17 protein-coding genes are annotated in these 17,582 nt (G+C 59.0%); 6 read left to right on the top strand and 11 right to left on the bottom strand.

Annotated features, from left to right (window positions below; translation table 11 throughout):
- Nucleotides 1-171: 171 nt before the first annotated feature.
- Both ACI3K0_RS06990 and ACI3K0_RS06985 read right to left on the bottom strand, forming a co-directional pair.
- Nucleotides 172-1,182 (bottom strand): ligase-associated DNA damage response exonuclease, encoded by a 1,011-nt coding sequence (locus tag ACI3K0_RS06990; protein ID WP_183822829.1) that lies wholly within the window; start codon nt 1,180-1,182, stop codon nt 172-174.
- Between the two features lie 55 nt (nt 1,183-1,237).
- Nucleotides 1,238-2,773, bottom strand: a complete 1,536-nt coding sequence (locus ACI3K0_RS06985; RefSeq protein ID WP_404945159.1) for an MDR family MFS transporter — start codon at nt 2,771-2,773, stop codon at nt 1,238-1,240.
- 130 nt (nt 2,774-2,903) lie between these two features.
- Between ACI3K0_RS06985 and ACI3K0_RS06980 the strand changes: the two genes are divergently transcribed.
- The gene (locus ACI3K0_RS06980) at nt 2,904-3,425 is read left to right on the top strand and encodes a MarR family transcriptional regulator (RefSeq protein ID WP_343062390.1); all 522 of its coding nucleotides are present in this window, start codon (nt 2,904-2,906) and stop codon (nt 3,423-3,425) included.
- A 3-nt stretch (nt 3,426-3,428) separates the two neighbouring features.
- Here ACI3K0_RS06980 and ACI3K0_RS06975 read toward each other — a convergent pair whose 3' ends face one another.
- A complete protein-coding gene (locus ACI3K0_RS06975) occupies nt 3,429-4,934 on the bottom strand; it encodes a diguanylate cyclase domain-containing protein (RefSeq protein WP_404945158.1) in 1,506 nt (501 codons plus the stop codon).
- Between the two features lie 216 nt (nt 4,935-5,150).
- On the opposite strand from ACI3K0_RS06975, the gene ACI3K0_RS06970 reads away from it, so the two are divergent.
- Nucleotides 5,151-6,524, top strand: a complete 1,374-nt coding sequence (locus ACI3K0_RS06970) for a TIGR03808 family TAT-translocated repetitive protein (protein ID WP_183822835.1) — start codon at nt 5,151-5,153, stop codon at nt 6,522-6,524.
- On the opposite strand, the gene ACI3K0_RS06965 is transcribed toward ACI3K0_RS06970, so the two are convergent.
- Both ACI3K0_RS06965 and ACI3K0_RS06960 read right to left on the bottom strand, forming a co-directional pair.
- Nucleotides 6,521-6,814: a type II toxin-antitoxin system RelE/ParE family toxin gene (locus ACI3K0_RS06965; protein WP_246435920.1), complete on the bottom strand. Its 294-nt coding sequence runs from the start codon at nt 6,812-6,814 to the stop codon at nt 6,521-6,523. The two genes, ACI3K0_RS06970 and ACI3K0_RS06965, sit on opposite strands and share 4 nt — an antisense overlap.
- A gap of 11 nt (nt 6,815-6,825) precedes the next feature.
- Nucleotides 6,826-7,107: a type II toxin-antitoxin system ParD family antitoxin gene (locus ACI3K0_RS06960; RefSeq protein ID WP_183824068.1), complete on the bottom strand. Its 282-nt coding sequence runs from the start codon at nt 7,105-7,107 to the stop codon at nt 6,826-6,828.
- A 233-nt stretch (nt 7,108-7,340) separates the two neighbouring features.
- Between ACI3K0_RS06960 and ACI3K0_RS06955 the strand changes: the two genes are divergently transcribed.
- Entirely contained in the window at nt 7,341-7,994 is a 654-nt protein-coding gene (locus tag ACI3K0_RS06955; protein WP_183822839.1) for a glutathione S-transferase family protein, read from the top strand.
- Nucleotides 7,995-7,996: 2 nt separating this feature from the next.
- Here the strand turns inward: ACI3K0_RS06955 and ACI3K0_RS06950 are convergent, their stop codons facing one another.
- Nucleotides 7,997-8,887, bottom strand: a complete 891-nt coding sequence (locus ACI3K0_RS06950) for a LysR substrate-binding domain-containing protein (RefSeq protein WP_183822841.1) — start codon at nt 8,885-8,887, stop codon at nt 7,997-7,999.
- 143 nt (nt 8,888-9,030) lie between these two features.
- Here ACI3K0_RS06950 and ACI3K0_RS06945 point away from each other — a divergent pair, with 143 nt between their 5' ends.
- Nucleotides 9,031-9,210 carry a hypothetical protein gene (locus ACI3K0_RS06945; protein WP_183822843.1) on the top strand — a complete coding sequence of 60 codons (180 nt, stop codon included), beginning with the start codon at nt 9,031-9,033 and terminating at the stop codon, nt 9,208-9,210.
- 45 nt (nt 9,211-9,255) lie between these two features.
- Here ACI3K0_RS06945 and ACI3K0_RS06940 read toward each other — a convergent pair whose 3' ends face one another.
- Both ACI3K0_RS06940 and ACI3K0_RS06935 read right to left on the bottom strand, forming a co-directional pair.
- A complete protein-coding gene (locus tag ACI3K0_RS06940) occupies nt 9,256-9,879 on the bottom strand; it encodes a glutathione S-transferase family protein (protein WP_404945157.1) in 624 nt (207 codons plus the stop codon).
- A 78-nt stretch (nt 9,880-9,957) separates the two neighbouring features.
- Nucleotides 9,958-10,965 carry an asparaginase gene (locus tag ACI3K0_RS06935; RefSeq protein WP_183822845.1) on the bottom strand — a complete coding sequence of 336 codons (1,008 nt, stop codon included), beginning with the start codon at nt 10,963-10,965 and terminating at the stop codon, nt 9,958-9,960.
- A 91-nt stretch (nt 10,966-11,056) separates the two neighbouring features.
- Here ACI3K0_RS06935 and ACI3K0_RS06930 point away from each other — a divergent pair, with 91 nt between their 5' ends.
- Nucleotides 11,057-11,794, top strand: coding sequence for a DUF3750 domain-containing protein (locus ACI3K0_RS06930; protein ID WP_183822847.1), 738 nt, complete (start codon nt 11,057-11,059; stop codon nt 11,792-11,794).
- Nucleotides 11,795-11,870: 76 nt separating this feature from the next.
- Here the strand turns inward: ACI3K0_RS06930 and ACI3K0_RS06925 are convergent, their stop codons facing one another.
- The 3 genes from ACI3K0_RS06925 to ACI3K0_RS06915 all read right to left on the bottom strand — a co-directional run bounded on the left by ACI3K0_RS06925 (nt 11,871) and on the right by ACI3K0_RS06915 (nt 15,511).
- Entirely contained in the window at nt 11,871-12,017 is a 147-nt protein-coding gene (locus tag ACI3K0_RS06925; protein WP_148144014.1) for a DUF1127 domain-containing protein, read from the bottom strand.
- A 593-nt stretch (nt 12,018-12,610) separates the two neighbouring features.
- On the bottom strand, nt 12,611-13,627 hold the full coding sequence (locus ACI3K0_RS06920; protein ID WP_404945156.1) for an NAD(P)H-quinone oxidoreductase: 1,017 nt from the start codon (nt 13,625-13,627) through the stop codon (nt 12,611-12,613).
- A 78-nt stretch (nt 13,628-13,705) separates the two neighbouring features.
- A complete protein-coding gene (locus ACI3K0_RS06915; RefSeq protein WP_404945155.1) occupies nt 13,706-15,511 on the bottom strand; it encodes a bifunctional diguanylate cyclase/phosphodiesterase in 1,806 nt (601 codons plus the stop codon).
- A gap of 548 nt (nt 15,512-16,059) precedes the next feature.
- Between ACI3K0_RS06915 and betC the strand changes: the two genes are divergently transcribed.
- Nucleotides 16,060-17,577: a choline-sulfatase gene (betC, locus tag ACI3K0_RS06910; protein WP_404945154.1), complete on the top strand. Its 1,518-nt coding sequence runs from the start codon at nt 16,060-16,062 to the stop codon at nt 17,575-17,577.
- Nucleotides 17,578-17,582 lie beyond the last annotated feature (5 nt).

The following is a 17,582-nucleotide window of genomic DNA, read 5'->3' as shown; positions in this document are numbered from 1 at the left end:
GCTGGGCGTAATGGCTTGCCTCGATCAAATTCAACGAAAGAAGAGACGGTTTAATCGATGCACTCGCAAACGCCTGAGCTGGGCAAGGTGCAGGCCACCTGTGATCTCCCCCCTTGTGGGGGAGATGGCCGGCAGGCCAGAGGGGGGTGTTTCGATGCGGACGGGCGTTCATCAATCCCCCTCATCCTCATAGCCCACGAGATGCAGCGGCCTTGCCGGAATGCCCTGCAGCTCGCACCACCTTACCAGCGCCTCCTCGCGCCCATGGGTGACCCAGACCTGTTGCGGGGCAATCTCCCTGATCGTGGACAGGAGTTCCGGCCAGTCGCAATGGTCGGAGACGACGAGCGGCAGTTCGACACCGCCCTGTTTGGCGCGCTGTCGGACCATCATCCAGCCGGAAGCAAACGAAATCAGCGGTTCGTTGAAACGCCGCGCCCAGCGATCCTGAAACGCCGATGGCGGGCCGACGACGATGGCGCCTGAAAATTCCGTGGGCTTGCTCTTTTCGATGGTTGCAGGCCTCAAATCACCAAGTTCAATGCCCTGCCCCCGATAATAATCGCAGAGCCGCGCCAGTGCGCCATGGATATAGATCGGGTCGGAATAGCCATTGTCGCGGATCAGGCGGATGACGCGCTGCGCCTTGCCGAGCGCATAGGCGCCGACAAGATGGCTACGCTCGGGAAACTGTTTCAACGAGGTGAACAGTTTTGCGATCTCGACCTTCGGGTCGGGGTGATGGAAGACCGGCAGGCCGAAGGTTGCTTCGGTAATGAAGACATCACAGGCGATCGGCTCGAAGGGATCGCAGGTCGGGTCTACACCACGCTTGTAATCGCCCGAGACGACGATGCGCATGCCGTCCTTTTCGATGAGGATCTGGGCCGAGCCGAGAACATGGCCGGCCGGTTTGAACATCACCTTGACGCCGTTGATGAAGATTTCCTCGCCCCAAGCGGCCGCCTGTTCGCTGCCTGCAAAATCCTCTCCGTAACGGATCGCCATGATGTCGAGCGTCTGGCGTGTGGCGAGCACATGGCCATGGCCAGAGCGGGCATGATCGGAATGACCATGGGTGATCAGCGCCCGTTCGACGGGGCGGACCGGATCGACGTGGAAATTTCCGATGGGGCAGAACAGCCCGGCGGGAGTCGGATGAAGCAGAGCCTCGGGTTTCATGCCTATCAAGATAGGCGACAACCCGAGACTTTCGAGAGGCGCAGTTTCGAGGACCTCAGGCCGCCGCCTTTTCCTCTTTCGGCTGGCTTGCTGCCTGCATCGTCGGAAGCTGGATCGGCTTCAGGCACAGAGCTGCGACGAGGCCGATCAGGGCGATGGCTGCCGCAACGAGGAAGAGCGGCGAGAAGACATCATGATAGACGGCCGCCACGGCCTGACGCGATGCCTCGGGCAAGGTGGCCAGGATCTTTGGCGTCAGCGTCTCGATATCGGGCAGTCCGGGGATTTCGACCGGATGAGCCTTGAGGCCCGTGCCGATGATCGCACCGAAGAGCGAGATGGCGATCGAAGCGCCGCCCATGCGCATCAGCGCCACGGCGCCGCTTGCGGCCCCGACATCGCCGCGCGGCACGGCATTCTGCACGCCGATGATCGGCGCCTGCTGGCCGAAACCGACCGAGAGGCCCTGCAGGAACATGATCATCGCGACCATGACCAGAGAAACATCGTGACCGATCTGCGAGAAGCAGAAAAGCATGACGACGCTCATGGCCAGGCCGATCACGGTAAAGGGCTTATAGCGCCCGGTAATCGAGATCAGCCGGCCGGCGGAAATCGAGCCGGTCACGATGCCACCGGTCAGCGCGATGAAGAACAGGCCGGCGGCAGAGGGCGAAAGACCGGTCGTTGTCTGCAGGAAGAGCGCATAATAGTTGACTAGGCCGATGCCGACCGAACCAGCGCAAAGCGAGATGATGAGGTAGAGCGAGAACGTGCTATCGCGGAAAAGCTTGAGCGGCACGATCGGTTCCGGCACGCGGCTTTCGACGAAAACCCAGAGGCAGGCACAGACGATGCCGCCAGCCAGAAGGGCGAGCGAAGCCGGTGCAATGAGCGAGCCGAAAATCTGGCGGCTGTCGGCAAAGGCGACGAGGCAGGTGATCGTCGCGGCCAGGACTGCGGCGCCGATATAGTCGATCCTGGGCTGACGCGTCGGGCGGCGATAGGGCAACATCAGGACGAGACCGGTGATGACGATGACGCCGAGCGGCAGGTTGATGAGGAAGATCGACCGCCAGCCGAAGAGATCGCTCATCGTGCCGCCGAGGACGGGGCCGAGGCTGCCGGATGCCATGATCATCAGACTGGAATAGCTCTGGTATTTGGCGCGTTCGCGCGGCTCGAAGAGATCGGCATTGATCGAGAAGATCGACACCATGATACCGCCGCCGCCCAGTCCCTGAAAGACGCGGGCAGCGATAAGGCTATCCATCGACCATGCAAAACCGCAGGCGAGCGAACCGAGCGTGAAGATGACGATCGCAGCCAGCATGACGTATTTGCGGCCGAAAAGATCGCCCAGCTTGCCATAAATGGGCATTACGGCGCTGGTGGCGAGCAGAAAGGCGGAACTGACCCAGCCGAAACGCTCCATCTGGCCGAATTCGCCGACAATCGTCGGCAATGCCGTCGAGACGATCTGGTTGTCGAGCGTCGCCATGAAAAGCGCCGCCATCAGGAAGCAGAAAACGATCAATCGCTGGCGGTGGCTGGCAACCAGCGGGACGACGAGGGATGCGGGAGGTGTCATGGGCTATCCAGTGTGAGGCGCAATTTATGTGCTTTTAGCATATAATTGTCAATCGCACCCAGATGCGGGCGGCAGATAATTCTTGCCCGGATATACAGCTCTGCTATTTTCCTTCGCCATGACAAAGACAGTGACCGAAGAACACTTCTTTCAAGCCGCCGCCGATATTGCCCATATCAGCGAGGTGATGGGTAGGATGCGGCTGCTGATCGGCCGCAGGGTGATCAGCCGGACGCTGGTCGACAATCTTGCTCCAAGCCTCGAAATCTCACACCTGGATGCATTACGGGCAATGAACCGTATCGACGGCGAGGTCACGGTCGGTGCGATCGCCGATGTGATGCGGCTCGATCCTTCACGCGGGAGCCGGCTGGTCGCGGAACTGGTGACACAAGGGCTTTTGCGACGTGATGCATCGCAAGCTGACGGACGCCGGTCGATCGTCGTGCGCACGGAACTCGGCGACCAGCTGATGGCACAGGTCGACGCGACCAAACGACGGCTGCTTGCCTCCATGCTCGATGGCTGGAGTGAGGAGGAACTCAACGTCTTCGCCGGGCTGTTCGACAAGTTCGTCAGCAAGTTCGAGGAAACCTATCCGAACGAGAAGGCCGGCAGCCCGAGTGCCGCGCGTATCCTCACCAGCGCCTGACAATCACCCACAGATAGTCAGCCTGTCGCGGCCGAGTTCCTTGGCTTCGTACATGGCGCGGTCAGCGCTTGCCAGGAGATCCTCTGCAAGCTCGCCGTCCTCGGGATAGAAGGCGACGCCCATGCTGCAGGTCGCGCCGATGCTTTCTCCCTCAACCAAGACAGGTTCGGCAATGAGGGCCCGCAGCTTATCCAGACGCCGCAACACGCCGCTGCGGTCGCCATCCGGATTTGAGAAGACGATGGCGAATTCATCGCCGCCCAGCCTGACGATGAGATCGCTCGCACGGATACAGTGAGCCATGCGATCCGAAAGCGTCTTGAGAACTGCATCACCAGCTGCGTGGCCGTGGGTATCGTTGATCGCCTTGAAATTATCGAGGTCGATATAGGCAACCGTCACCTTGCGGCTTTCGCGCCGCGCCTCGTGCAGGCTGCGATTGAACTGGCTCCAGAAAAGCGTGCGATTGGGCAGGCCGGTGAGCGGATCGTGATGCGCCAGATGACGGATACGGCGTTCGCTTTCAGCACGCTCTATGGCAATGCCGGCAAGATCGGTGGCGATCGCCATCAACTCCAGTTCAATCGTCGTCGGCTCGCGCCTTGTGGGCGAATAAAGCGCGAACGTGCCAAGCACGCGCGCCTCGGCGCCGATGACCGGCGTCGACCAGCAAGAGCGAAAACCGAACAGGGAACCAAGCTCACGATATGGCTCCCAGAGCGGGTCGGCCTCTACATCCGCGACTGTCACGAGCGTACCGGTCCAGGCCGCCGTGCCGCAGGAACCACGACTTGGACCGATTTCGATGCTCTCGATGAGCTGCACATAGGAAGGTGAAAGACCGGGGGCCGCGCCTCCTGAGAACCGCTTGCGGTCCTCGTCAAGCAGCATTACGGCGCCCCTCACATCATGAAGCTGCGCCTCGATAAGCCGGACGATTGCATTCAGCACCACATCCAGCGGCTGACCACGCGCGATCATTTCCAGCAGGCGCGCCTGGCCGTGGCGCAGCTCTTCCTGCCGTTTTCGCTCGCTGATATCGCGCGAAATGCTGACCAGACCGACGATCTGCCCGGCAGAGTTCCTGAGCGCAATTTTCGAGATGGACAGCCAGAATGTCTTGCCGTCATGGCGGACGAGATATTCGTCCTGCTTCTCAACGGCCAAACCACTTTCCATCACCAGCTGCTCCATGGCGAAAAGCCGGTTGGCGGTCTCTCCGATGAAGACATCGAAATCGGTCTTGCCGATCAGGCTGGAGTAATCGCTGATATCGGCCGCACGGCAGGCTGCTTCGTTGGCGAAGACAAACCGGCTGCGGCGGTCCTTGATCGAAATGAAATCGGGCAACTGATCCAGCACCCTCAGCGCCGTCAGCTCCTGCAACGCCTCCGCAAGGTCCAGCGCGCAACCGCTGTCCATAACGGAGCGTCGCAATCGCTCGCACGCATCTTCCAATGCTTCCCTCGGCGTTTCCACCGTCATCTCATATGATACGGGAATTACCATGTCCGTCTCCAAGCCCCCGAAACGTCCAGAAATTGCATGCCCCACGCAATACACCTTAAAAAGCAATTACTACCCCTTGCTTAATAAAATCGTGCGATGACATGTCTTGTTGAGATGATTGCAAAGTTTTTACCCGGATACGCAAATATTTGTGACGCAGGTCGATCACAGATACTGCAATGGGAAACTATTTATTGACGTGGTGAGGCAAGCTGGATGATTTCGAAACGTCGACTGTTGACAGGGCTGGTCGCAGCGGCCTCGACTGCGGCTCTTGCCCGGTCGGCGGCAGCCCGATCACCGGCCATCTCCAGCGGCGAATTGCGTGGCTCCATCGATGCAAGCGCCCATGGCGTCGCACCGGGCGGAGGAGAAACGACGCGACGCAATCTCCAGCGGCTGCTCACCGAGGCTGCAGGGCGCAACATGCCTGTCTATCTGCCGCCCGGCGACTATCCGATATCGAGCCTTGATCTGCCCGATGGCACCCGCCTGATCGGGATTGCCGGCGCGACACGCCTGATCCTGTCCGGCTCCGGGATATTGCTGCGGGCCGAAAACGTGCGCCGCATCGAACTGTCGGGCCTGGCCATCGATGGTGCGGGGCGCGCGGCTGGTGGAGATGCCCCGGCGCTTGCGCTGTTTCGCAACGTGGCGGACCTCGCCATCGAAAATTGCGACGTGGCAAATGGGGGCAAGTCGGGGCTGCATCTTGAGGCATGCGGCGGCAGAATTACGCGCAACCGGATGACGCGCGCTGCCGAATACGGGCTTTATGCGGTCAATAGCGCCGATCTCACGGTCGCCGACAATATCGTCTCGGACTGTGGCAATGGCGGCATTCTCATTCATCGCTGGGAAAAAGGTCGGGATGGGACGATCGTTTCCGGCAATCGCATCTCGCGCACCGGCGCGGGTAATGGCGGCACCGGCCAGTATGGCAATGCGATCAACCTTTACCGCGCCGATGACGTGATCGTTTCCGGCAACCACATCTCGGATTCGGCCTTTTCCGCGATCCGCGCCAACAGCGCCTCGAATGCGATGATATCTGGCAATCACTGCAGCGCATCCGGCGAGACGGCGATCTACGCCGAATTCTCCTTCGAAGGCGCGATGATCTCAGGCAACTTGGTGGATGGCGCGGCCAACGGCATTTCGGTCGTCAATTTCAACGAGGGGGGACGGCTTGCCACCATCTCCAACAATATCGTCCGCAACCTGCGCCTGGTTGGCCCCTACACGGTCGAGGACCCGATCTTCGGCGTCGGCATCAGCGCCGAGGCGGATACGGCAGTGACGGGCAATATGGTCGAGAACGCGCCCTATGGCGGCCTGGCATTCGGTTTCGGCCCCTACCTGCGCAATGTCACGGCGACCGGCAATATCGTGCGCGACGCCGGGGTGGGCTGCGTCGTGACCGTGGTGGAAGGTGCAGGTGACGCTATCATCGCCAACAACATCTTTCAGGGGGCGAGACGGGGCGCGATCATCGGGTATCGGTGGAGAGAAGCATCGACCGGGGATCTGTCAAAGGGCGGCGCAGAGCGATTTTCGCATCTGACCATAGAAGGCAATCGGGCAAGCTAGAGATCGAGATCATCTTCATTAAAACCGACGTCCCTACCCCGGTTGAAGATACGGGCGATCAGCACTGTATTGTCCAGGACACGGAAAGCGATCGTTGCACGCCTTCGATAACCGACCAGTCGAAGGTTGGGATCGAGCTCCGAGCGGATACCTCGTTCCGGAAAATCCTCAAATGAGTGACAGTAATCAATCAGCCTATCGACATAGCGTCTGGCCACACGCTCGCCTGCCCTCGGCACGAGATAGGCCAACAGTTCCGCGACATCATCTTCAGCGTCGTCAGAAAACATGACCTCATATTTCATCGACGATCAGCGACCATGCGGTCGATCCTCGCATGCAGACGTTCGCGTGTCTCTTCAAGCGGACGAGCCTTCACCCGACCGGCATCGACCGCCTCTATCGTCGGCACGACTTCCTCGACCAGCCACTTTTCGATTGCCGCGTCGCGGGCGATCAGGGTGCGCAGGCCGTCGCGAATGACTTCGCTTTCGGATGCGTATTCACCGGAGGCGACCTTGGCCTTGACCATTTCCGCCATCTCGATCGGAAGCGTGATGCTGAGGGACTGGGTGGTGCGCATGGGAAGCTCCTTGAGGTTATCCGACACGATTTAATCCTATCGAAAACTTTCATGGGCGTCCAACCCAGGATGATCTTCCGTTCGTCACCGAACCTGCTTAGAGCATTTCTGGCGAAAATAGATTTCGCCAGAAGTGCTCTAATCATTTGTTTCACGCAATTCCGAACGCAAAACCGGTTCCCACTTTTGCTGGAATTGCTTTAGCTTCGCGCCAACTCATCAAGGAGATATCGATGCTGAAGATCTACGGGGTTTACCGTTCACGCGCGACGCGGCCACTCTGGCTTATCGAGGAAATCGGCCTGCCATTCGAGCTCGTGCCGATCATCCAGGCCTATCGCTTGGCTGACACGTCTGCCCCCGGCTGCCCGGTGCACACCCGCTCGGACGAGTTTCTTGCCGTCAATCCGATGGGATCGATCCCGTCGATGGACGACGACGGCTTCGTGCTGCATGAGTCACTTGCGATCTCGCTTTATCTCGCCCGCAAATATGGCGGCGAACTCGGCCCGAAGAATGTCGAGGAAGAAGCACTGATGGTGCAGTGGTCGCTGTTTGCGGCAACCAGCATCGAAACGGATGCGCTGAAGATCCAGTCAACCAAGGGCGACACGCCGGAAGGCATCGCAGCGATCGACGATGCAGCCGACTGCCTCGTCCGTCCTCTGGATGCGCTCGAAAAGCATCTTGAGACAACACATTATCTCGTTGGCGATCGGTTTACCGCCGCGGATATCAATGTCATCGAAATCCTGCGTTATGCACGCGGTTATCACTCGCTGTTCGACAACCGTCCATCGCTGAAGGCATGGTATGAGGCCTGCACCCATCGCCCCGGCTATCAGGCGATGTGGGCAAAGCGGAACGCCGAACCGGCAAATCCATAAGACTATTCAGGCTGCAAGGCCTCAAGCTCCTGCGTCAGCCATCGATGAAAGGCCTTGACCTTCGGTGGCTGGCGAATTCCGGCGGGCGTGACGAAATAATGCCCGAAGCCGGTCGCGGCGCGAATGGCAAAGGGCTCAACCAGCTTGCCCTGCGCCAGCGGATAATCGGCAAGCGTCTGCCAGGCGATCATGACGCCCTCGCCCCTTATCGTTGCGTCGAGACAGAGCGAGGCTTCATTGAAGACGTGACGGACCTGCATCTGCCGCCCCTCGAGGCCCACGCAACTAAGCCAGACATCCCAGGAAAACATCGCATGCCCGTCGATGATCGTGGGCAGTTCGAGAATGTCCTTCGGCTCGCGCAATTTCGCGGCCAGAGCCGGCGCGCAGACGGGAAAAACGAGCTGCGGCAACAGCAGGTCCGCATTCACACCCTGCCATTTTCCTGCCCCGACACGAATGCCGATATCCACGCCATCGGTGACGAAATCCGCCAGAGCGGTGGTCGCATCGATGCGCAGGCGGATCTCGGGATGCAATGCCGTGAACCGGTCGAGCCGGTGCACAAGGAAACGGGCTGCGAAGACCGGCGCCACGGAGATCGTCAGCAGCTTGTCATCTCGCGCTCGTCCGACAGCCACTGCTTCCGAAAGGCTGCGGAACCCGTCCGTCAGTCGCGCCAGCATAGGCCTTGCCGTATCCAGCGGCATCATGCCTTTCGGCAGGCGTTGAAAGACAGGATGACCAAGCTGCGCTTCCGCCTTGATCACCTGCTGGCTGACGGCGCCGATCGAAACGCCAAGCTCTGCCGCTGCGGCCTGCAACGAGCCCAAACGGGCGACAGCCTCCAGTGCCCGAAGACCATTCAGATGGACGAGATTCAGATTACTCATATAGAAAACCTATAACGAGTACCTGATAATGTCGATTGTAGTGACGCCGAACGAAGCACATATTCAACCTGCAAATGAAACCACCATTTGCGAGGTGAATAATGAACCCCCTCAAGATTTTCTTGAACACGATACTACAAACGATGTCGACCCGCTCGGCGGCCGAGGCCCTCCGACCAGACGCTCTCGACCATCCTGACATTCGGGCGATGGATCTGCTGCAGCTCGCAGACCTGCCCATGCCTTATCTTCCGATGCCGGCACCGATGGTAGCCGATGCCGAAGCTCAGCCGGAAAGCATGCCACTCGCGCGCTGCGCATAGAGCGTTCACCGCAATTTGGGATGCAAACCGGTTGCTGCTTCTGCTTCAGGCTGCCTTTTCTTCCGCCAGTGCCTTCTGCACGGCGGGACGCTCCAGCATCATGCGGTAATGCGCGTGTACGCGCGGAAAATCTGCGATTTCCACCCGGTCGCTCTTCAGCCATCCGGACATCAGGAAGAGATAGGGATCGGCGGTCGAATAGTGCTCTCCGAGCACATAGGGACCCTCGAGCATGCCGTCTTCGATAATGCGAAAACACTCGCTCATCACCTGCGGCAGCTTGTTCTTCATGTCCTCGAATGAGGTTTCCTGATCGGCCCAGCGATAACCGCGCCGGCCATGCGCATGCGCAACATGCACGGTGGACGCCATGTAGGCGTTGAAGGCCTGCATCTTGGCAAAGAGGAAGGGATCGGCAAGCGGCGCAAGCCTCGCTTCCGGTGCCGCCTGGGCGATATAGCCGAGAATGGCAACGGTTTCCGTTACCACGCCCTTATCCGTGACAAGCGCCGGGACACGCCCCTTGGGATTGATCGCCAGATAGGCCTCAGACCGCTGCTCGCCCTCGGCGAAGTTCAGCTTCTTCACCTGATAAGGCAGGCCGGATTCGGCGAGTGCGATGTGACTGGCAAGCGCGCAACTGCCGGGCGAAAAATAGAACGTGTTCATCCACATCCTCCTGATCTGCAACAGTCATAACATGACAGGAGACGCAGACCAGTGCAGAGCGATGCCGATACGCTTCTATCAGGCGAACATGGCGTCGGTTACGCGGACATCACCGACAGGCATGCCGTTCCAGTTCTTCATCTGGCGGTTGGCCATGGCCATCAGCTTCGTCTGGGTTTCGCCACCCTTTTCGAAATAGCGGGAAATCAGCGCAAAGATCATCGCTTCGGCGGCGCGGGTCGTGCCGTCTTCGCATTTGACAGCCATGGCGAGGCCCTGGTCGGGAAGTGCTGCAACAAAAACGCCTTCGGCACCGGTCTTGGCAAAGATCTTGCCCGGAGCCACTTCCATCAGCTTCGTGCAGGCGCGATCAGTGCCGGCGACGTAAAAAGGCTCGGCCATGCAGGCATCGATCAGGCGTCGTGACGCCTTGGCACGCGATGCGGCAAGCCCTTCGCCGGTCAGCATTTTCGCGAAACCATGGGCCAGTCCCTTGAGCGGCACGGCATAGGTCGGGATGGAGCAGCCATCCGTGCCGCAATTGTCGGCGCCAAGCACTGCACCCGTCAGGCTCTGCATGACATCGCGGATTTCGCGCTGCAGCGGGTGATCGTAACCGACATAACCTTCGACCGGCGCGCCGGAATGGACACAGGTGCAGACGAAGCCGGAATGTTTGCCCGAGCAGTTGTTATGCAGCGCCGTCGGCTTGTCGATGGTTCGCGCCTGATGGATCAGGGTTGCCTGATCGGAAGACCAGTGCGCGCCGCATTCGAGTGAAGAGACATCGCGCCCGGCCTTGGCCAGCATGGATGCCGCCATTTCGACATGACGATCCTCGCCGGAGTGAGAGGCACAGGCAAAGGCGAGTTCTGCATTGCCGAAACCATAGGCGTCCGCAGCACCGCTCTCGATCAAGGGCAGCGCCTGCATGGCCTTGCAGGAGGAACGCGGGAAGACGCCGGCCTCAGCATCGCCGAAGGAGAACACCGTCTTTCCGCTTCCATCGACAACCACACCCAATCCTCTGTGACGGCTTTCGACGGAAGAACCGCGGGTCACTTCAACGGTAACGGGATTTTGCATGGTCTGTCCTGATTTTGCTGGCTTCTATGGCAACAAGAGATTGGTGGCAGGCTCTTATCCTGTTCGCGGAAGACTTGCACGGGAAATGCTTATGAAATCGGTAAAACGTCTGCTGGTCGTCATCTTCATCGTCTACCTGCTGCCGACCTTCGCGTCTGCGGGGCTTTGGGCAATGAAGGATCATCCATCCGGGTGGAGTGCGGCGCGCTGGACCTCGGCGGGCATCCTGCCCAAGCCCGAGGATAACAAGGATGCGGCGATCTACATCTTCTCCGCCATGACGGGTGGGCTTAAAGGTTCTGTCGCCAGCCACGCCTGGATCGTCACCAAGGAAAAAGGCGCATCGGCCTATACCCGTTACGACAAGGTGGGCTGGGGATCGCCGATCCGGCGCAATCACCGGGCGCCCGACGCCTACTGGTATTCGAACGAACCGCAGCTGGTCGCCACGGTCACGGGATCGAAGGCCGAGTTACTGATCCCGAAGATAGAAGGCGCGATCGCGGCCTATCCTTATGCAGAACCCGGCGGCTACACGATTTGGCCCGGGCCGAATTCCAATACGTTCGTCGCCTATGTGCTGCGCACCGTGCCGGAAATCGGCGCCGTGCTGCCGCCGCATGCGGTGGGGCGCGACTATCTGCCGAATGGTGAATTCGTTCATCTGGACGAAGACCGGCGCGACCTTCATGTAACGCTGCGTGGACTTGCCGGTTTCTCGGTCGGCCAGCGCAGCGGTCTGGAAGTGCATTTTCTCGGACTTGTCGCGGGCTTCGATCTTGCCCGACCCGGCCTCAAGATACCGGCACTCGGGCGGATAGGCATCTGATCCGGCGGAATCCCACAAAAGCAAAACGCCCGCGTCATGGCGGGCGTTTTCATCGAAGTATTTGCCTGTTTTTCGATCAGAAACCGTGGGCGGTCCGAGCGAAGCTGCGGATCTCGTATTGGGTGATCCCGAGATCTGCCAGTTCGCGCGTCGTCATCCGCTCCAGTTCGGCAACCGTCCGACGGTAGTTGCGCCAATTCGTCAAAGTGCGTTTCACGTTCATGATGGTCCCCCTTTCCTGGGCTTTCGAAACGGCGGCCGGTTGGTGGCGCCCTCTTGTTTCGATGCGTTTGTTATACGCGCGAAGACCGTCTTGAAGTAGCACTCGATTAGCAGCACACCCTTGCCAAATGAGCAGGGATTTTTGTGATCTCGGTCAAAGCAACCGCGCTAAAAATAGGCATACCTGAAAGAATTAAGCTCAAAAAACTCGCATCAATTTTGCGAAGCCTCGCTGCGGGCATGCCGCGCGCGTATGCCTGCTGCAGAAAAGGAAAAGGGCCGCCGAGGCGACCCTTCCATGAAATCTGGTCCGTTCAACGAACCCGGCCCGTCTCTCGACAGTCCGAAAGAAGATGTGGTTCAGGCCGAGGGCTGCCCCGTCAAGACCGCCACCTTTCCATTGCCCGTTACGCAGACCGAAATCTCATTAGACATTGGATCACCTTCCTTTCACTACGTTGACGATGACTAGAAGGTAGGTGTCATACGCATGTCTTGCAAGGCAAGTTATGTAACGCTGCGCGAATATAAGTGCTTTGCAAAATCACCGATCCCGGCTTAGCATTCGCAAGCCTGAACCGGATTGTGATTCCTTCAAGCCACCTTTCCTTCCCCTATCTTCAGAACAATCTTGCCGATATGGCTGCTGGTTTCCATCAGCCTATGGGCATCAGCGACCTGACCGAATTCCAGCACCGAGTGGATTACCGGGGCGATCTCACCCTTTTCCAGAAGCGGCCAGACCTCGGTGACGAGATCGTCGCGAATGGCGCGCTTTTCGTCTGCGGTGCGCGGCCGCATGGTCGAACCGGTCACCGTCAGGCGCTTGACCATGATGGGTCTCAGATCGATGGCGTCGGTCTTGGCTCCCCCTAAGAAAGCTATGATCGACAGGCAGCCATCCTTGGCCAGCACGGAGAGGTTCTTCTCGAAATAAGCCGCCCCGATCATGTCGAGCACGACATCGACGCCCTGCCCTTCAGTCTCTGTCTTGATGACTTCGGCAAAATCTTCCGACTTGTAGTCGATCGCTCTCGTGGCGCCGAGCTTTTCGCAGGCGTCGCATTTCTCCTTAGATCCGGCCGTTGCATAGACGGTTGCTCCAAAGGCCCTTGCAAGCTGGATTGCGGTCGTGCCGATGCCGCTTGAGCCGCCATGGATCAGCACGCTCTCACCCTCGGTCAGGCCGGCCATCTGGAAGAGATTGGCCCAGACAGTGAAGAAGGTTTCCGGCACCGCAGCCGCCTTGACCGCATCATAGCCCTTCGGCCAAGGCAGAGCCTGGCCGGCCGGCACTGCGCAATATTCTGCATAACCGCCACCATTCGCCAGTGCGCAGACCTTGTCACCTACCGAATATTCCGAAACGCCTTCTCCGAGAGCCACGACTTCGCCGGCAATCTCCAGCCCGAGGATCGGGCTTGCATCCTTGGGCGCCGGATAATTGCCCTGACGCTGCGCCACATCGGGGCGATTGACGCCCGCTGCCTCGACCTTGACCAGAATTTCGCCGGGACGCGGTTTCGGCAGCGGCCCGCGGGCAACCACCATCACGTCGGGGGAACCGAAGGACGGCAGGTCGATGAAACGCATCTCATTGGGAAGCGGCATAAAAGTCTCCTGTCAGCATGAGACCACTGACTTAGGACACGACCTCTGCCTTAGAAAGGGACCGGTGGATGTGGCCGGTCACTTTGTCTCACCAAAGGACGAGAAGACGAGACCGCCTTCGCTCTCCTTGGCAGTTGCCTTGACCGATGCGATCTCGACGCTGATGCGGCCGATATCATCGAGAAGCAGGCCCTTGGGCAGCTCCAGAACGCCGATAGAGCAGCGCAACAGCGGGAAGTCCCGTTCGCGGCCCGAGCGGTCATGACCGCGGATCCTGCCGGAGGCTCGTTCTTCTTCGGAATAAAGCTCGATCACATCGCCGTGAAAATCCGACAGCAGGCGCTCGAGGATTTCGTCCAGCTCCTCGCGTGTCCAATCGCGGATGCCGATGAAGAAGTCGTCGCCGCCGATATGGCCAAGGAAGTCACCCTCCGAGAAGAAGTAACGCTTCATCAGCGCGGCAAACAGCGAGATTGCGTGGTCGCCCTTCTGGAAACCGTAGTGATCGTTGAACGGCTTGAAATTGTCGAAGTCGCAATAGCAGAAAAAGCGGCTTTCTTCGTCGTCGCGGCCAGCTTCCTGCATGAAATCGCGTACCGCGCGGTTACCCGGCAGGCTAGTCAGCGGGTTCTGATCCTGCGCGATCTTCAGCTGCTTCTCGTTCACCACCTTGATGAGAGATGCGGCCGAGACGACGCCGGCATAACGCATGTTTTCGGTGAGGATGACACAGGCACTGTTTTCCATGTTGGCAAAAAGGCTCATCAGTTCTTCCGCCTCGGCATCCAGCCCGATGATCGGGGCGCGCTCGACGAAGTGAGCGATCGAGCGTTCATAGACCTTGTTCTTCAGAAGGTCGCGACCGAAGGGCTGATAGATGAATTCCTTCAGGTGGTATTCGTTGATGACGCCACGCGGTTCGCCATTGGCGTTCAGGACCGGAAAGAATGCCTGGCGCGGATTGCGGCGGAACAATTCGAATACAGAATCGATCGCGTCATTCTCGAAAACCGTCGGCAGTCTCTCGATCTGCTTGCGGATGAGGATCTCGTCCAGCGACTGGCTGGAACGGCGCGCACGGCCGATATCGGCAAGATGCGGAAAGGCCGGCTGCAGTTCGGTCAGGAAGGTCGTCGGCTTGGCGATGAAATAGCCCTGAACGAGATCGACACCATATTCGCGGCAGGCCAGAAATTCGGATTCCGTCTCGATGCCCTCGGCAATGACCCGGATACCGAGCGTGTGGGCAATGTTGACGATATTCTTGACCAGATGGCGCTTGCGCGGATTGCGGTCGATATCGGACACGAAATGCCGGTCGATCTTCAGGTAGTCGACGGGGAAGTCACAGAGCAGCTTCATCTCGCCGTGACCGACACCGAAATCGTCGATGGCGAGCTTGAAGCCCGCCTTGCGCATATCGGCCACCAGATCGGCAAATTCCGGTACGCTGGTGTTGTCGAAGCGTTCGGAGAATTCGAAACAGACCGAAGACGGCGCGATCTCGGCCGCCCGCAGATGGTGCAGCACTCTTTCGAGGAATTCATGCCCCTGACGGATCAGTCGGACATCCAGATTGAGAAAAAGCGTGGCTGACGAATAGTCGGGAAGCGTCGCGAATTTGGCGAGCGCGCGGCCGGACATCATCTGCTCCAGCGCCAGAAGCTGGCCTGCCTGCTGGGCCTCGTCGAGCAATTCCGGCGGAGAGGAAAAGCCGATCCGTTCATGGCCACGCAGCAGGGATTCGTAACCGAAGACCGATCCTGTCGCCACTTCGACAATCGGCTGGAAGGCGTTTTCGAGAACCAGTTTCCCGAGGGTAACAAGCTGGTCGCCTGCATATCGCCGGACAACACCCGGTTCGAGAACAGCCGCAGACGACATACGCATTACTCCACTGCACGAGCGCTTTTCAAAATGCTCGAAAAAAGGCCTTAAATGACGTTGCGCAGGTTGCGGCGCTACCCGTCAACAATCCGTTGCTCCTCTATGAAAATCGCATGAAGGTTTTGTGACGACCTTCCGGTATTTGCTTAAAATTCAATGAATTACGAGGAATTATCCGATGTTTGGACAGTGTGCGGCAAGTGCCGGCGCGGAGGTTGACCAGTCTTGGACAACAGGTCCAGCTTTAGGGAAATGCCAAGCACTGCCAAGCTGTTAACCGGCCAGCCTGACGCAATGACGGGACCGGCAAATGCCGCGATCACGCTGATGGCAAACGCTACCCGCATTTCCGATGACTATCCAAATCTGCTGCGGCACTTGGTAGCGTCAATCGCGGATCAGACTGCATGATTGAGTGGCCGGGCGCGTTCAATGCGCTCTACGCATTTGGGATAGCGCGTTTCGCAATCATCGCTTGATCGAAAACAAGATCGAAAATAACTCCTTACATTGCCATTCCTGCCTACAGAGGTCCTGCCGCGATCATGTACCGCCCGAACTTTCTCATCATCATGGTCGACCAGTTGAATGGCACACTGTTTCCCGACGGACCGGCGGAGTGGCTGCATGCGCCGCACATGAAGGCACTTGCCGCGCGCTCGGCGCGGTTTGCCAACAACTACACGTCCTCGCCGCTCTGTGCCCCTGCCCGCGCATCCTTCATGGCCGGGCAATTGCCGAGCCGGACGCAGGTTTACGACAACGCCGCGGAATATGTGTCGTCGATCCCGACCTATGCTCACCATCTGCGCCGCGCCGGTTATTACACGGCACTTTCGGGAAAGATGCATTTCGTCGGACCAGACCAGTTGCACGGTTTCGAGGAGCGGCTAACGACCGATATCTATCCGGCCGATTTCGGCTGGACGCCGGATTATCGCAAGCCGGGCGAGCGGATCGACTGGTGGTATCACAATATGGGATCGGTGACCGGTGCAGGTGTCGCCGAGATTTCCAACCAGATGGAATATGACGATGAAGTGGCGTTTCTGGCCAACCAGAAGCTCTATCATCTGGCGCGCGAAAACGATGACGCCGACCGTCGGCCCTGGGCTCTGACGGTCTCGTTTACCCATCCGCACGACCCTTACGTGGCGCGGAAAAAGTTCTGGGATCTCTATAACGACTGCGAGTATCTGATGCCGGACGTCGGCATGCTGGAGAGCCAGGATCCGCATTCGCAGCGCATCCTGAAATCATGCGATTATGCGAGCTTCGACATTACCGAGGAAAATGTGCGCCGCTCGCGTCAGGCCTATTTCGCCAACATTTCCTATATCGACGAGAAGGTCGGCGAGCTGATCGATACGCTGACCCGCACCCGGATGCTCGACAATACGTTCATCCTGTTCTGTTCCGACCATGGCGACATGCTGGGCGAGCGCGGATTGTGGTTCAAGATGAACTTCTTCGAAGGCTCCGCGCGTGTGCCGCTGATGGTGGCGGGACCGGGCATTGCCCCTGCCCTGCACAAAGCTCCCGTTTCCAATCTCGACGTGACGCCGACGCTTTGCGACCTTGCCGGGATATCGATCTCCGAGATTGCGCCATGGACGGATGGCGAAAGCCTGAAGCCGGTGATCGATGGCGGCGAACGGACCTCGCCGGTGCTGATGGAATATGCGGCCGAAGCGTCCTACGCGCCGCTCGTCGGAATTCGAGAGGGCAAGTGGAAATATATCCATTGCGAACTCGATCCAGAGCAACTTTTCGATCTCGAAGCCGATCCGAAGGAGCTCACGAACCTTGCGGGCGACCCGGCTCATGCCGAAGTTCTCGCCGATTTTCGCGCCAAGCGGGATGCCAAATGGGACATGGCGAAATTCGACGCCGCCGTGCGCGAAAGCCAGGCGCGTCGCTGGATCGTTTACGAGGCTCTGAGGAACGGCGCCTATTACCCCTGGGATCACCAGCCTTTGCAGAAAGCCTCCGAGCGCTACATGCGCAACCACATGAACCTCGACAATCTGGAAGAGTCCAAGCGTTATCCCCGTGGGGAGTGAGGACG

Source organism: Rhizobium sp. ZW T2_16 (genome assembly GCF_044987325.1).
GTDB classification, from domain to species: Bacteria; Pseudomonadota; Alphaproteobacteria; order Rhizobiales; family Rhizobiaceae; genus Neorhizobium; species Neorhizobium cellulosilyticum.
Note: the sequence above shows the minus strand (reverse complement) of the source record. Positions and strands in the feature narration are given on the sequence as shown.